This is a genomic window from Salmonella sp. WC3, assembly GCF_042932255.1.
GTDB lineage: Bacteria > Pseudomonadota > Gammaproteobacteria > Enterobacterales > Enterobacteriaceae > Salmonella > Salmonella enterica.
Genome location: NZ_CP170629.1, coordinates 4,585,030 through 4,599,011, shown reverse-complemented (window position 1 = coordinate 4,599,011; position 13,982 = coordinate 4,585,030). Strand labels below are relative to the sequence as shown.

Genomic DNA, 13,982 nt, shown 5'->3' with positions numbered 1-13,982 from the left:
TGAGGTCAAAAAAACAGAAGGGTAAAAAATGGAATCACTGGCCGCGCTCTATAAAAATCATATTGTTACCTTACAAGAACGGACGCGCGATGTTCTGGCGCGCTTTAAGCTGGATGCGTTACTTATTCATTCCGGCGAGCTTTTCAACGTCTTTCTCGACGATCACCCTTATCCGTTTAAGGTCAATCCGCAGTTTAAAGCGTGGGTGCCGGTAACTCAGGTTCCAAATTGCTGGCTGCTGGTCGATGGCGTCAACAAACCCAAATTGTGGTTTTATCTGCCGGTCGATTACTGGCATAACGTTGAACCGCTGCCAACGTCATTCTGGACAGAAGAAGTCGAGGTCGTCGCCTTACCGAAAGCGGATGGCATCGGCAGCCAACTGCCTGCCGCGCGTGGCAATATCGGCTATATCGGCCCGGTTCCTGAGCGCGCGCTACAATTGGATATCGCCGCCAGCAACATCAACCCGAAAGGTGTTATCGACTATCTGCATTACTACCGCGCCTATAAAACGGATTATGAACTGGCCTGTATGCGCGAAGCGCAGAAAATGGCGGTGAGCGGTCATCGGGCGGCGGAAGAGGCCTTCCGTTCCGGCATGAGTGAGTTCGACATCAACCTGGCGTACCTGACCGCCACGGGACATCGCGATACCGATGTTCCATACAGCAACATTGTGGCGCTGAACGAACATGCCGCCGTGCTGCATTACACGAAACTGGATCATCAGGCACCGTCTGAAATGCGCAGTTTCCTGCTGGATGCGGGCGCGGAATACAACGGCTACGCGGCGGATCTGACGCGAACCTGGTCGGCGAAAAGCGATAACGACTACGCCCACTTGGTGAAAGATGTTAACGACGAACAGTTGGCGCTGATCGCTACCATGAAGGCGGGCGTCAGCTATGTGGATTATCATATTCAGTTCCATCAGCGCATCGCGAAGCTGCTGCGTAAACATCAAATCATTACCGACATGAGTGAAGAGGCGATGGTGGAAAATGATCTCACCGGGCCGTTTATGCCGCACGGTATTGGTCATCCGTTGGGTCTGCAGGTACACGATGTGGCCGGGTTTATGCAGGATGATTCCGGTACGCATCTCGCCGCGCCGTCCAAATACCCGTATCTGCGCTGCACGCGTGTGTTACAGCCGCGAATGGTGTTGACCATCGAACCGGGGATTTACTTCATCGAATCGCTGTTAGCGCCGTGGCGCGAAGGGCCGTTCAGCAAGCACTTCAACTGGCAGAAAATTGAAGCGCTCAAGCCTTTCGGCGGTATTCGCATTGAAGATAACGTGGTCATCCACGAAAACGGCGTGGAAAACATGACGCGGGATTTAAAACTGGCGTAATGGACAGTTGGTTAATCCCTGCAGCGCCGGTCACCGTTGTTGAAGAGATCAAAAAAAGCCGCTTTATTACGCTATTGGCGCATACCGATGGCGTAGACGCGGCGAAAGCGTTTGTTGAGTCAGTCAGAGCTGAGCACCCTGATGCGCGCCACCATTGTGTGGCGTGGGTGGCGGGTGCGCCGGACGACTCACAGCAACTGGGCTTTTCAGACGACGGCGAACCGGCGGGAACGGCAGGCAAGCCGATGCTTGCGCAATTGATGGGCAGCGGCGTCGGAGAAATTACTGCCGTCGTCGTGCGCTACTATGGTGGTATTCTGCTGGGTACGGGCGGGCTGGTAAAAGCCTATGGCGGCGGTGTGAATCAGGCATTACGTCAGCTTGCCACACAACGCAAGACGCCATTAACCGAATATACTTTGCAGTGTGAGTACGGTCAGTTGGCCGGAATCGAAGCATTATTAGGACAGTTTGCCGGGAAGATCGTTTCCAGCGATTATCAGGCGTCTGTTCGGCTCAGGGTGGCGCTTCCTTTTGCTCATGTGAATGTATTTTCCACAAAACTGGCGGATTTTAGCCGTGGTTCATTGCAATTGTTAGCGATTGAAGAATAATCCCCACCTCATTTTTAAGAATAAAGGAAGCGGCAGAGATGCATTTTCGCGCCATTACCCGAATCGTTGGACTACTGGTTATCTTATTTTCGGGGACAATGATTCTCCCGGGACTGGTAGCGCTAATATATCGTGATGGCGCAGGAAGAGCGTTCACGCAGACCTTTTTTGTCGCGCTGGCGATCGGTTCCATACTGTGGTGGCCAAACCGTAGGGAAAAGGGCGAGCTGAAATCCCGCGAAGGATTTCTTATCGTGGTGCTGTTCTGGACCGTGCTGGGCAGCGTGGGTGCGCTGCCGTTTATTTTCTCGGAAAGCCCAAACCTCACCATTACCGATGCTTTTTTTGAATCGTTCTCCGGGTTAACCACCACGGGTGCCACTACGCTGGTGGGGCTGGATTCATTACCGCACGCCATTCTCTTTTATCGTCAGATGCTGCAATGGTTTGGCGGTATGGGGATCATTGTGCTGGCGGTGGCGATTCTCCCTATCCTCGGCGTCGGGGGGATGCAGCTCTATCGGGCAGAAATGCCGGGGCCGCTCAAAGATAACAAAATGCGCCCGCGTATTGCCGAGACGGCGAAAACGCTGTGGCTTATCTATGTTTTGCTAACGGTAGCCTGCGCGCTGGCGCTATGGTTTGCAGGGATGCCCGCGTTTGACGCTATCGGACACAGCTTCTCCACTATCGCTATCGGCGGCTTCTCAACGCATGACGCCAGCGTAGGCTATTTTGATAGTCCCACTATTAATACCATCATCGCTATTTTCCTGCTGATCTCCGGTTGTAACTATGGCCTGCATTTCTCTTTATTAAGCGGGCGTAGCCTGAAGGTATACTGGCGCGATCCGGAATTCCGCATGTTCATCGGCGTACAGTTGACGCTGGTGGTAATCTGCACGCTGGTACTGTGGTTCCATAATATCTACGACTCGGCGCTGACAACGCTAAATCAGGCATTCTTCCAGGTTGTGTCGATGGCGACAACGGCAGGGTTTACCACGGACAGCATTGCGCGCTGGCCGCTGTTTTTGCCCGTCTTGCTGCTATGTTCCGCGTTTATTGGCGGTTGCGCCGGGTCAACGGGCGGGGGGTTAAAGGTCATCCGTATTCTGTTGTTGTTTAAACAGGGGAACCGCGAACTCAAACGTCTGGTGCATCCGAATGCCGTTTACAGTATTAAGCTGGGGAACCGGGCGCTGCCAGAGCGTATTCTGGAAGCCGTCTGGGGATTCTTTTCTGCCTACGCGCTGGTATTTATCGTCAGTATGCTGGCTATTATCGCTACAGGCGTAGATGATTTCTCGGCTTTCGCCTCGGTAGTGGCTACGCTTAATAACCTGGGACCGGGGCTGGGGGTGGTTGCTGATAACTTCGCCAGTATGAATCCGGTTGCGAAATGGATACTCATCGCCAACATGCTATTTGGTCGTCTGGAAGTATTCACTTTGCTGGTACTTTTTACCCCGACTTTCTGGCGTGAATAATGGAGTAACAAGTGAAAACATTGATTCTTTTCTCTACCCGGGACGGACAAACGCGCGAAATTGCCTCTTATCTGGCTTCTGAACTCAAAGAGATGGGGATCTGGGCCGATGTCGTTAATCTGCATCGCTCAGAAGAGCCGGACTGGGATAGCTATGATCGCGTAGTGATTGGCGCGTCTATTCGTTATGGTCATTACCACAGCGCCTTTCAGGAGTTTGTTAAGAAATACGCCACGCGGTTGAACGGAATGCCGAGCGCCTTTTATTCCGTTAACCTGGTGGCGCGTAAAGCTGAAAAACGGACGCCGCAGACTAACAGCTACGCGCGGAAGTTTTTAATGAGCTCTCCGTGGCGACCTGACTACTGTGCCGTCATTGCAGGCGCGCTTCGCTATCCCCGTTATCGCTGGTATGACCGTCTGATGATCAAGCTTATTATGAAGATGTCGGGCGGCGAAACGGATACCAGTAAAGAAGTGGTGTACACCGACTGGGAGCAGGTTGCGCACTTTGCCCGTGAAATAGCCCATTTAACCAACAAATCGTCGGCAAAATAAACGCAAAGAATAAAAAGTGCGCACTCAGAAAATTATTTTAAATTTCCTCTTGTCAGGCAGAAATAACTCCCTATAATGCGCCACCACTGACACGGAACAACGGCACACAGGCCGCCGGGTCAGCGGGGTTCAGACCAGAACCTCACGGAGAAAAGCGAAAATAAACGCTTGACTCTGAAGCGGGAAAGCGTAATATGCACACCCCGCGCCGCTGAGAAAAAGCGAAGCGGCACTGCTCTTTAACAATTTATCAGACAATCTGTGTGGGCACTCGAAGATACGGATTCTTGACGTCGCAAGACGAAAAATGAATACCAAGTCTCAAGAGTGAACACGTAATTCATTACGAAGTTTAATTCATTGAGCATCAAACTTTTAAATTGAAGAGTTTGATCATGGCTCAGATTGAACGCTGGCGGCAGGCCTAACACATGCAAGTCGAACGGTAACAGGAAGCAGCTTGCTGCTTCGCTGACGAGTGGCGGACGGGTGAGTAATGTCTGGGAAACTGCCTGATGGAGGGGGATAACTACTGGAAACGGTGGCTAATACCGCATAACGTCGCAAGACCAAAGAGGGGGACCTTCGGGCCTCTTGCCATCAGATGTGCCCAGATGGGATTAGCTAGTTGGTGAGGTAACGGCTCACCAAGGCGACGATCCCTAGCTGGTCTGAGAGGATGACCAGCCACACTGGAACTGAGACACGGTCCAGACTCCTACGGGAGGCAGCAGTGGGGAATATTGCACAATGGGCGCAAGCCTGATGCAGCCATGCCGCGTGTATGAAGAAGGCCTTCGGGTTGTAAAGTACTTTCAGCGGGGAGGAAGGTGTTGTGGTTAATAACCGCAGCAATTGACGTTACCCGCAGAAGAAGCACCGGCTAACTCCGTGCCAGCAGCCGCGGTAATACGGAGGGTGCAAGCGTTAATCGGAATTACTGGGCGTAAAGCGCACGCAGGCGGTCTGTCAAGTCGGATGTGAAATCCCCGGGCTCAACCTGGGAACTGCATTCGAAACTGGCAGGCTTGAGTCTTGTAGAGGGGGGTAGAATTCCAGGTGTAGCGGTGAAATGCGTAGAGATCTGGAGGAATACCGGTGGCGAAGGCGGCCCCCTGGACAAAGACTGACGCTCAGGTGCGAAAGCGTGGGGAGCAAACAGGATTAGATACCCTGGTAGTCCACGCCGTAAACGATGTCTACTTGGAGGTTGTGCCCTTGAGGCGTGGCTTCCGGAGCTAACGCGTTAAGTAGACCGCCTGGGGAGTACGGCCGCAAGGTTAAAACTCAAATGAATTGACGGGGGCCCGCACAAGCGGTGGAGCATGTGGTTTAATTCGATGCAACGCGAAGAACCTTACCTGGTCTTGACATCCACAGAACTTTCCAGAGATGGATTGGTGCCTTCGGGAACTGTGAGACAGGTGCTGCATGGCTGTCGTCAGCTCGTGTTGTGAAATGTTGGGTTAAGTCCCGCAACGAGCGCAACCCTTATCCTTTGTTGCCAGCGGTTAGGCCGGGAACTCAAAGGAGACTGCCAGTGATAAACTGGAGGAAGGTGGGGATGACGTCAAGTCATCATGGCCCTTACGACCAGGGCTACACACGTGCTACAATGGCGCATACAAAGAGAAGCGACCTCGCGAGAGCAAGCGGACCTCATAAAGTGCGTCGTAGTCCGGATTGGAGTCTGCAACTCGACTCCATGAAGTCGGAATCGCTAGTAATCGTGGATCAGAATGCCACGGTGAATACGTTCCCGGGCCTTGTACACACCGCCCGTCACACCATGGGAGTGGGTTGCAAAAGAAGTAGGTAGCTTAACCTTCGGGAGGGCGCTTACCACTTTGTGATTCATGACTGGGGTGAAGTCGTAACAAGGTAACCGTAGGGGAACCTGCGGTTGGATCACCTCCTTACCTTAAAGATGCGTACTTTGCAGTGCTCACACAGATTGTCTGATGAAAAACGAGCAGTAAAACCTCTACAGGCTTGTAGCTCAGGTGGTTAGAGCGCACCCCTGATAAGGGTGAGGTCGGTGGTTCAAGTCCACTCAGGCCTACCAAATTTTCCCTGAATACTGCGTTGTGAAATAACTCACATACTGATGTATGCTTCGTTATTCCACGCCTTGTCTCAGGAAAAATTATCGGTAAAGAGGTTCTGACTACACGATGGGGCTATAGCTCAGCTGGGAGAGCGCCTGCTTTGCACGCAGGAGGTCTGCGGTTCGATCCCGCATAGCTCCACCATCTCGTGAGTGTTTACGAAAAAATACTTCAGAGTGTACCTGAAAGGGTTCACTGCGAAGTTTTGCTCTTTAAAAATCTGGATCAAGCTGAAAATTGAAACACAGAACAACGAAAGTTGTTCGTGAGTCTCTCAAATTTTCGCAACACGATGATGAATCGCGAGAAACATCTTCGGGTTGTGAGGTTAAGCGACTAAGCGTACACGGTGGATGCCCTGGCAGTCAGAGGCGATGAAGGGCGTGCTAATCTGCGATAAGCGCCGGTAAGGTGATATGAACCGTTATAACCGGCGATACCCGAATGGGGAAACCCAGTGTGACTCGTCACACTATCATTAACTGAATCCATAGGTTAATGAGGCGAACCGGGGGAACTGAAACATCTAAGTACCCCGAGGAAAAGAAATCAACCGAGATTCCCCCAGTAGCGGCGAGCGAACGGGGAGGAGCCCAGAGCCTGAATCAGCATGTGTGTTAGTGGAAGCGTCTGGAAAGGCGCGCGATACAGGGTGACAGCCCCGTACACAAAAGCGCATGTGCTGTGAGCTCGATGAGTAGGGCGGGACACGTGGTATCCTGTCTGAATATGGGGGGACCATCCTCCAAGGCTAAATACTCCTGACTGACCGATAGTGAACCAGTACCGTGAGGGAAAGGCGAAAAGAACCCCGGCGAGGGGAGTGAAAAAGAACCTGAAACCGTGTACGTACAAGCAGTGGGAGCACAGGTTTACCTGTGTGACTGCGTACCTTTTGTATAATGGGTCAGCGACTTATATTCTGTAGCAAGGTTAACCGAATAGGGGAGCCGCAGGGAAACCGAGTCTTAACCGGGCGTTAAGTTGCAGGGTATAGACCCGAAACCCGGTGATCTAGCCATGGGCAGGTTGAAGGTTGGGTAACACTAACTGGAGGACCGAACCGACTAATGTTGAAAAATTAGCGGATGACCTGTGGCTGGGGGTGAAAGGCCAATCAAACCGGGAGATAGCTGGTTCTCCCCGAAAGCTATTTAGGTAGCGCCTCGTGAATTCATCTCCGGGGGTAGAGCACTGTTTCGGCTAGGGGGCCATCCCGGCTTACCAACCCGATGCAAACTGCGAATACCGGAGAATGTTATCACGGGAGACACACGGCGGGTGCTAACGTCCGTCGTGAAGAGGGAAACAACCCAGACCGCCAGCTAAGGTCCCAAAGTCATGGTTAAGTGGGAAACGATGTGGGAAGGCCCAGACAGCCAGGATGTTGGCTTAGAAGCAGCCATCATTTAAAGAAAGCGTAATAGCTCACTGGTCGAGTCGGCCTGCGCGGAAGATGTAACGGGGCTAAACCATGCACCGAAGCTGCGGCAGCGACACTATGTGTTGTTGGGTAGGGGAGCGTTCTGTAAGCCTGTGAAGGTGTGTCGTGAGGCATGCTGGAGGTATCAGAAGTGCGAATGCTGACATAAGTAACGATAAAGCGGGTGAAAAGCCCGCTCGCCGGAAGACCAAGGGTTCCTGTCCAACGTTAATCGGGGCAGGGTGAGTCGACCCCTAAGGCGAGGCCGAAAGGCGTAGTCGATGGGAAACGGGTTAATATTCCCGTACTTGGTGTTACTGCGAAGGGGGGACGGAGAAGGCTATGTTGGCCGGGCGACGGTTGTCCCGGTTTAAGCGTGTAGGTGTGTGTTCCAGGTAAATCCGGTTCACTTTAACACTGAGGCGTGACGACGAGGCACTACGGTGCTGAAGCAACAAATGCCCTGCTTCCAGGAAAAGCCTCTAAGCATCAGGTAACATCAAATCGTACCCCAAACCGACACAGGTGGTCAGGTAGAGAATACCAAGGCGCTTGAGAGAACTCGGGTGAAGGAACTAGGCAAAATGGTGCCGTAACTTCGGGAGAAGGCACGCTGACACGTAGGTGAAGTGATTTACTCACGGAGCTGAAGTCAGTCGAAGATACCAGCTGGCTGCAACTGTTTATTAAAAACACAGCACTGTGCAAACACGAAAGTGGACGTATACGGTGTGACGCCTGCCCGGTGCCGGAAGGTTAATTGATGGGGTCAGCGCAAGCGAAGCTCCTGATCGAAGCCCCGGTAAACGGCGGCCGTAACTATAACGGTCCTAAGGTAGCGAAATTCCTTGTCGGGTAAGTTCCGACCTGCACGAATGGCGTAATGATGGCCAGGCTGTCTCCACCCGAGACTCAGTGAAATTGAACTCGCTGTGAAGATGCAGTGTACCCGCGGCAAGACGGAAAGACCCCGTGAACCTTTACTATAGCTTGACACTGAACATTGAGCCTTGATGTGTAGGATAGGTGGGAGGCTTTGAAGCGTGGACGCCAGTCTGCATGGAGCCGACCTTGAAATACCACCCTTTAATGTTTGATGTTCTAACGTGGACCCGTTACCCGGGTTGCGGACAGTGTCTGGTGGGTAGTTTGACTGGGGCGGTCTCCTCCTAAAGAGTAACGGAGGAGCACGAAGGTTGGCTAATCCTGGTCGGACATCAGGAGGTTAGTGCAATGGCATAAGCCAGCTTGACTGCGAGCGTGACGGCGCGAGCAGGTGCGAAAGCAGGTCATAGTGATCCGGTGGTTCTGAATGGAAGGGCCATCGCTCAACGGATAAAAGGTACTCCGGGGATAACAGGCTGATACCGCCCAAGAGTTCATATCGACGGCGGTGTTTGGCACCTCGATGTCGGCTCATCACATCCTGGGGCTGAAGTAGGTCCCAAGGGTATGGCTGTTCGCCATTTAAAGTGGTACGCGAGCTGGGTTTAGAACGTCGTGAGACAGTTCGGTCCCTATCTGCCGTGGGCGCTGGAGAACTGAGGGGGGCTGCTCCTAGTACGAGAGGACCGGAGTGGACGCATCACTGGTGTTCGGGTTGTCATGCCAATGGCACTGCCCGGTAGCTAAATGCGGAAGAGATAAGTGCTGAAAGCATCTAAGCACGAAACTTGCCCCGAGATGAGTTCTCCCTGAGACTTTAAGTCTCCTGAAGGAACGTTGAAGACGACGACGTTGATAGGCCGGGTGTGTAAGCGCAGCGATGCGTTGAGCTAACCGGTACTAATGAACCGTGAGGCTTAACCTTACAACGCCGAAGATGTTTTGGCGGTTGAGAGATGATTTTCAGCACTGATTCAGAGTTGAGTACGCAATAATTTGCGCAGCAGCAAGGCGGCAAGCGAAGGAAAGGAAGGAGCATACAGAAGTATGTGACTGAGTTTACGAGCGCAGGCAACGCCGCTGATGCGATAAAGAATTGCGTACAGAGCACAAAGAATTTGCCTGGCGGCACTAGCGCGGTGGTCCCACCTGACCCCATGCCGAACTCAGAAGTGAAACGCCGTAGCGCCGATGGTAGTGTGGGGTCTCCCCATGCGAGAGTAGGGAACTGCCAGGCATCAAATAAAACGAAGGGCCCTGTCGGAAGACAGGGCCTTTTGTTTTATCTGTAGTCTGCCGGATGGCGGCTCCGCCTTATTCGGCCTACAAGGAACGTGCTTTCTCTAACCACCGCAAAATGAAGGCAGAAATCTGCGATACATCATTAAGATCCAAAACGGGTACCGCTACGGCAAGTGGAATATCACTGGCAACCGCAATAACATGCTCATCAAGAATTAATTCTTCCTCGCTGTGCCCACATCCCTGACGAAAAAGTAAGATCTTCGCAACTGCCTCGTGTTTAAACCCTTCTACCAGCACCATATCCAGCTTTGATGCATCCATCCGGCTCACCAGCCATGCCAGATCCAACTCTTCTTGCCCCGGCGTTTCAGTCATTAACGCCCAGCGCTGCTGACTGGCAACCAGCGTTTGTGCTGCCCCGGCCTTACGTAATTCGTAGCTATCTTTACCCGGTTTATCAACATCCATATCATGATGGGTATGCTTAATCAGCCCTGGCCGAATACCGTGCGCACAAAGTGCTGGGATCAGTTTTTTCAGCAGTGTTGTTTTTCCCGTGCCGCTCCACGCGGCAATGGCGAGTAGCGGTATCATGGTCTCTTTTGCCATTGCGCGAGTTCCTCCGGCGTGTTGACGTTCACAAATGCCTCTTTACAATCGCTGAAATCAACGGCGTGTCCGCCTACCTGGCGCATAAAAATCATTACCCGCCGCTCGCCTGCTTGCAAATAAGCTGTCAACTGGGGCTCAACGGCACGATTAATCAACGCGATCGTTGGATGATCGCGCTCTCCATCATGAACCCAAACCACGGGTGCGCCATGACGCTGCGTTGCTAAACGATCGACCAGGTTGGGGGGGATACAGGGATTGTCACAGGGACAAAACAGAAACCAGTCGCCTGCTACCTGCTGAAAAACGGAAAGCATACCCGCCAGCGGACCGGGAAAGTCAGCGATTGAATCCGGAATGACTTTCAGGCCGCTGGCCTGGTAGATATCCAGATGGCGATTAGCACTAATGACGACCGTTGCAAGTTGTGGCGCGAGCGCGTCGGCAACGTGTCGCCAGAGCGGTTTCCCGTTCAGTTCAAGCAGACCTTTATCCGCACCTCCCATCCGCCGGGCTTTACCGCCTGCCAGCACCACGCCGGTTATTACTTCATCCAGATTCACCGATATCGCCTCTTTTATTGTGGGATTGACCCTGCTACCGTGTCTGTATCAAGAATAAGGAGCACAGCTATGAAATGTAAACGCCTGAATGAAGTCATTGAACTCCTCCAGCCAGCCTGGCAGAAAGAGCCTGATCTTAATCTGACGCAATTTTTGCAGAAACTGGCGAAAGAGTCAGGTTTTGACGGCAAACTGGAAGATTTAACTGATGATATCCTGATCTACCATCTGAAAATGCGCGATTCCGCCAAAGACGCCGCCATTCCAGGGATTCAAAAAGACTATGAAGAGGACTTTAAAACGGCGCTTTTACGCGCCCGCGGCGTTATTAAAGAGTAAAACCTTGTAAGCGGCGCCACCGAAATCGCCACGAAATGATATCCTGAATCATTCGTAGTATTTTCCGGATGATGGGATGAACGACAACGCTTTTACTTTCCAGACGCTACACCCGGAAACCATCATGGATGCGCTGTTTGAACAGGGGATCAGGGTGGATTCCGGGCTGACTCCACTAAACAGTTATGAAAACCGCGTCTATCAGTTTCAGGATGAAGACCGTCGACGTTTTGTCGTTAAGTTTTATCGTCCTGAGCGCTGGTCTGTTGATCAAATTCGGGAAGAACACCAATTTGCGCTTGAACTGGTGAAGGATGAGGTTCCGGTTGCCGCTCCGCTCGCGTTTAATGGCCAGACGCTGTTAGCGCATCAGGGCTATCATTATGCCATTTTCCCCAGCGTAGGCGGTCGTCAGTTTGAAGCAGATAATATCGATCAGATGGAGGCGGTAGGGCTTTATCTTGGTCGATTGCATCAGACGGGGCGAAAACGTCCTTTCACTTTCCGGCCTGACATTGGGCTTGCAGAGTATCTTTTTGAACCTCGCCAGGTATTCGAAGATGCCGCACTGATTCCCTCCGGGCAAAAAGCGGCTTTCCTGAAAGCCACTGATACTCTACTGTCTGCAGTTACCGAATGCTGGCGCACCGATTTCGCCACGCTGCGATTGCACGGCGATTGTCATGCCGGCAACATTCTATGGCGTGATGGACCGCTGTTTGTCGATTTAGATGATGCCCGTAACGGCCCGGCGATACAGGATTTATGGATGCTGCTGAACGGCGACAAAGCCGAACAGCGAATGCAGCTTGAAACCATTATTGAAGCTTATGAAGAAGTTAGTGGGTTCGATACGGCTGAAATTGGTCTCATTGAACCTTTACGCGCCATGCGTTTAGTTTATTATCTTGCCTGGGTGATTCGTCGTTGGGGCGATCCTGCGTTTCCAAAAAACTTTCCCTGGTTAACAGGGGAAGATTACTGGCAGCGACAGACAGCGACTTTTATTGAGCAGACTAAAATTTTGCACGAACTCCCTTTACAATTAACGCCAATGTATTAATCGGAGAGAGTTGATCATGAAAAAGATTTGGCTGGCGCTGGCTGGTATGGTTTTAGCTTTTAGCGCCTCGGCAGCACAGATCAGCGACGGTAAACAGTATATCACGCTGGATAAACCGGTCGCTGGCGAACCCCAGGTACTGGAGTTTTTCTCCTTCTACTGCCCACATTGTTATCAGTTTGAAGAAGTGCTTCATGTGTCTGACAATGTGAAGAAAAAGCTGCCGGAAGGCACCAAGATGACCAAGTACCACGTTGAGTTCCTGGGGCCGTTGGGCAAGGAGCTCACCCAGGCATGGGCGGTGGCGATGGCGTTGGGTGTAGAAGATAAAGTCACGGTCCCGCTGTTTGAAGCCGTACAGAAAACCCAGACAGTACAATCTGCCGCGGATATCCGTAAAGTGTTCGTTGATGCGGGCGTCAAAGGCGAAGATTACGATGCGGCATGGAACAGCTTCGTGGTGAAATCACTGGTTGCGCAACAGGAGAAAGCCGCGGCTGACCTGCAACTGCAGGGCGTTCCGGCGATGTTCGTCAATGGCAAATACCAGATTAACCCACAAGGCATGGATACCAGCAGCATGGATGTTTTTGTTCAGCAGTATGCTGATACCGTTAAATATTTGGTTGATAAAAAATAAAAAGAACGCCGGTCACTGACCGGCGTTTTTATAAGATGTTTTAATCTCTTCTATCTGTATATCTTTCTTATCCCACAGCGTATTAAGCCAACGTTGAAAACGGCGTTTGAATGTTTTGTCGTTCACGTAATCGCCGTGCAGTTCTTCATTTATGGGTTCCAGTTGCACCCGAACAACAATACGCGTCAGCCTACCGCTTAGCATATCGTAGAAGGGGTGACGATCGTTGTTTGGGTAACACAACGTAATATTAAGCAGCTTATCGAACTGTGAGCCTAAAACATTAATCGCCATTGCAATACCGGCTGCTTTTGGCGGCAACAGATGTTGATAAGGTGAATGCGTTTGCTGACGTTTCTCATGCGTAAATCGCGAGCCTTCAACAAAGTTAACGATAGTGGTGGGATACCGACGAAACTTTTCGCAAGAGCGACGAGTTGTTTCAACATCTTTGCCGCGTCGATCGGGGTGTCGGAGCAGGTAGCTACGGGAGTAGCGCTTCATAAACGGCATATCTAATGCCCAGCACGCCAGGCCGATGAACGGCACCCAGGCCAATTGCTGTTTAAGAAAGTACTTATTCATTGGGATATGCTTGCGGAACAGAACGCAAAGCACAACGATATCGGCCCAGCTGCGATGATTACAAATCAGTAAATACCAATTTTTCTTGCTCAGCCCTTCTAACCCTTCTACATCCCATTGCAAGTGCGGATTAAGGCGTAACAGCGCTGCAAGACCAGCACACCAGCAATACATCATGAAATTGCAGAAAATGGAGACCTTGCGCCAGATACCGGGAACAGGCAAAAGGAGCTTTACCATACCGGCAACGATGATCGGTATTGAGCAAACAATAGTGACCAGGATGGTCAATACGATACTCAATGGGAGCGTGATAGCCGCGAGTATTCTCGTCATAATAAATTATTCAAAAGTTAGCCATAAACGGTGCGCGAAAAGGGCGCAAGGGGCTGATTCTATCAGAAAACGATGCTAATGATGGCGCTGAGTGAAATAGAAACACTCGTAACAACTATCCACATTATGATAACGGCATGAATCAGATAATCAGAAAAACGT

The 13,982-nt window shown here is 51.6% G+C and carries 10 protein-coding genes, 2 tRNA genes and 3 rRNA genes; 12 read left to right on the top strand and 3 right to left on the bottom strand.

Features of this window, described 5'->3' with window-relative positions; translation table 11 throughout:
* The first annotated feature begins 28 nt into the window (after nt 1-28).
* The 9 genes from pepQ to rrf all read left to right on the top strand — a co-directional run bounded on the left by pepQ (nt 29) and on the right by rrf (nt 9,674).
* Nucleotides 29-1,360 carry a Xaa-Pro dipeptidase gene (gene pepQ / locus ACFK9X_RS22455; RefSeq protein WP_000444529.1) on the top strand — a complete coding sequence of 444 codons (1,332 nt, stop codon included), beginning with the start codon at nt 29-31 and terminating at the stop codon, nt 1,358-1,360.
* On the top strand, nt 1,360-1,974 hold the full coding sequence (locus tag ACFK9X_RS22450) for an IMPACT family protein (protein WP_000378898.1): 615 nt from the start codon (nt 1,360-1,362) through the stop codon (nt 1,972-1,974). Before pepQ ends, ACFK9X_RS22450 begins: the two co-directional genes overlap by 1 nt.
* A gap of 38 nt (nt 1,975-2,012) precedes the next feature.
* On the top strand, nt 2,013-3,464 hold the full coding sequence (trkH, locus tag ACFK9X_RS22445; RefSeq protein WP_000545688.1) for a Trk system potassium transporter TrkH: 1,452 nt from the start codon (nt 2,013-2,015) through the stop codon (nt 3,462-3,464).
* A gap of 11 nt (nt 3,465-3,475) precedes the next feature.
* Complete coding sequence (gene hemG / locus ACFK9X_RS22440) at nt 3,476-4,021, top strand: menaquinone-dependent protoporphyrinogen IX dehydrogenase (RefSeq protein ID WP_151117788.1); 546 nt, start codon at nt 3,476-3,478, stop codon at nt 4,019-4,021.
* Nucleotides 4,022-4,398: 377 nt separating this feature from the next.
* Nucleotides 4,399-5,940, top strand: a 16S ribosomal RNA gene (locus tag ACFK9X_RS22435).
* A 69-nt stretch (nt 5,941-6,009) separates the two neighbouring features.
* Nucleotides 6,010-6,086, top strand: a tRNA-Ile gene (locus tag ACFK9X_RS22430).
* A gap of 111 nt (nt 6,087-6,197) precedes the next feature.
* Nucleotides 6,198-6,273 (top strand) — tRNA-Ala (locus tag ACFK9X_RS22425).
* A gap of 182 nt (nt 6,274-6,455) precedes the next feature.
* Nucleotides 6,456-9,362, top strand: a 23S ribosomal RNA gene (locus ACFK9X_RS22420).
* Nucleotides 9,363-9,558: 196 nt separating this feature from the next.
* Nucleotides 9,559-9,674, top strand: a 5S ribosomal RNA gene (gene rrf, locus ACFK9X_RS22415).
* The 16S, 23S and 5S rRNA genes sit together here with 2 tRNA genes alongside, the layout of an rRNA operon.
* An 86-nt stretch (nt 9,675-9,760) precedes the next feature.
* On the opposite strand, the gene mobB is transcribed toward rrf, so the two are convergent.
* Together mobB and mobA are read right to left on the bottom strand one after the other, a co-directional pair.
* On the bottom strand, nt 9,761-10,276 hold the full coding sequence (gene mobB / locus ACFK9X_RS22410; RefSeq protein WP_010989085.1) for a molybdopterin-guanine dinucleotide biosynthesis protein MobB: 516 nt from the start codon (nt 10,274-10,276) through the stop codon (nt 9,761-9,763).
* Complete coding sequence (gene mobA / locus ACFK9X_RS22405; protein WP_151117784.1) at nt 10,273-10,857, bottom strand: molybdenum cofactor guanylyltransferase MobA; 585 nt, start codon at nt 10,855-10,857, stop codon at nt 10,273-10,275. Before mobA ends, mobB begins: the two co-directional genes overlap by 4 nt.
* A gap of 69 nt (nt 10,858-10,926) precedes the next feature.
* On the opposite strand from mobA, the gene ACFK9X_RS22400 reads away from it, so the two are divergent.
* The 3 genes from ACFK9X_RS22400 (at nt 10,927) to dsbA (ending at nt 12,899) form a co-directional block, all read left to right on the top strand.
* Nucleotides 10,927-11,196, top strand: coding sequence for a YihD family protein (locus ACFK9X_RS22400; RefSeq protein WP_000649858.1), 270 nt, complete (start codon nt 10,927-10,929; stop codon nt 11,194-11,196).
* A 76-nt stretch (nt 11,197-11,272) separates the two neighbouring features.
* Nucleotides 11,273-12,259: a serine/threonine protein kinase gene (locus tag ACFK9X_RS22395; RefSeq protein WP_151117781.1), complete on the top strand. Its 987-nt coding sequence runs from the start codon at nt 11,273-11,275 to the stop codon at nt 12,257-12,259.
* 16 nt (nt 12,260-12,275) lie between these two features.
* Nucleotides 12,276-12,899 carry a thiol:disulfide interchange protein DsbA gene (gene dsbA / locus ACFK9X_RS22390; protein WP_000725364.1) on the top strand — a complete coding sequence of 208 codons (624 nt, stop codon included), beginning with the start codon at nt 12,276-12,278 and terminating at the stop codon, nt 12,897-12,899.
* Nucleotides 12,900-12,911: 12 nt separating this feature from the next.
* Here dsbA and ACFK9X_RS22385 read toward each other — a convergent pair whose 3' ends face one another.
* A complete protein-coding gene (locus ACFK9X_RS22385; protein WP_151117778.1) occupies nt 12,912-13,820 on the bottom strand; it encodes an acyltransferase in 909 nt (302 codons plus the stop codon).
* Between the last annotated feature and the right edge of the window lie 162 nt (nt 13,821-13,982).

Excerpts from the sequence above, each read along its gene's own strand:
- pepQ (WP_000444529.1), top strand. The coding sequence starts at position 29 with ATGGAATCACTGGCCGCGCTCTATAAAAATCATATTGTTACCTTACAA.
- ACFK9X_RS22450 (WP_000378898.1), top strand. The coding sequence starts at position 1,360 with ATGGACAGTTGGTTAATCCCTGCAGCGCCGGTCACCGTTGTTGAAGAG.
- trkH (WP_000545688.1), top strand. The coding sequence starts at position 2,013 with ATGCATTTTCGCGCCATTACCCGAATCGTTGGACTACTGGTTATCTTA.
- mobB (WP_010989085.1), bottom strand. The coding sequence starts at position 10,276 with ATGATACCGCTACTCGCCATTGCCGCGTGGAGCGGCACGGGAAAAACA.
- ACFK9X_RS22400 (WP_000649858.1), top strand. The coding sequence starts at position 10,927 with ATGAAATGTAAACGCCTGAATGAAGTCATTGAACTCCTCCAGCCAGCC.
- ACFK9X_RS22395 (WP_151117781.1), top strand. The coding sequence starts at position 11,273 with ATGAACGACAACGCTTTTACTTTCCAGACGCTACACCCGGAAACCATC.
- dsbA (WP_000725364.1), top strand. The coding sequence starts at position 12,276 with ATGAAAAAGATTTGGCTGGCGCTGGCTGGTATGGTTTTAGCTTTTAGC.
- ACFK9X_RS22385 (WP_151117778.1), bottom strand. The coding sequence starts at position 13,820 with ATGACGAGAATACTCGCGGCTATCACGCTCCCATTGAGTATCGTATTG.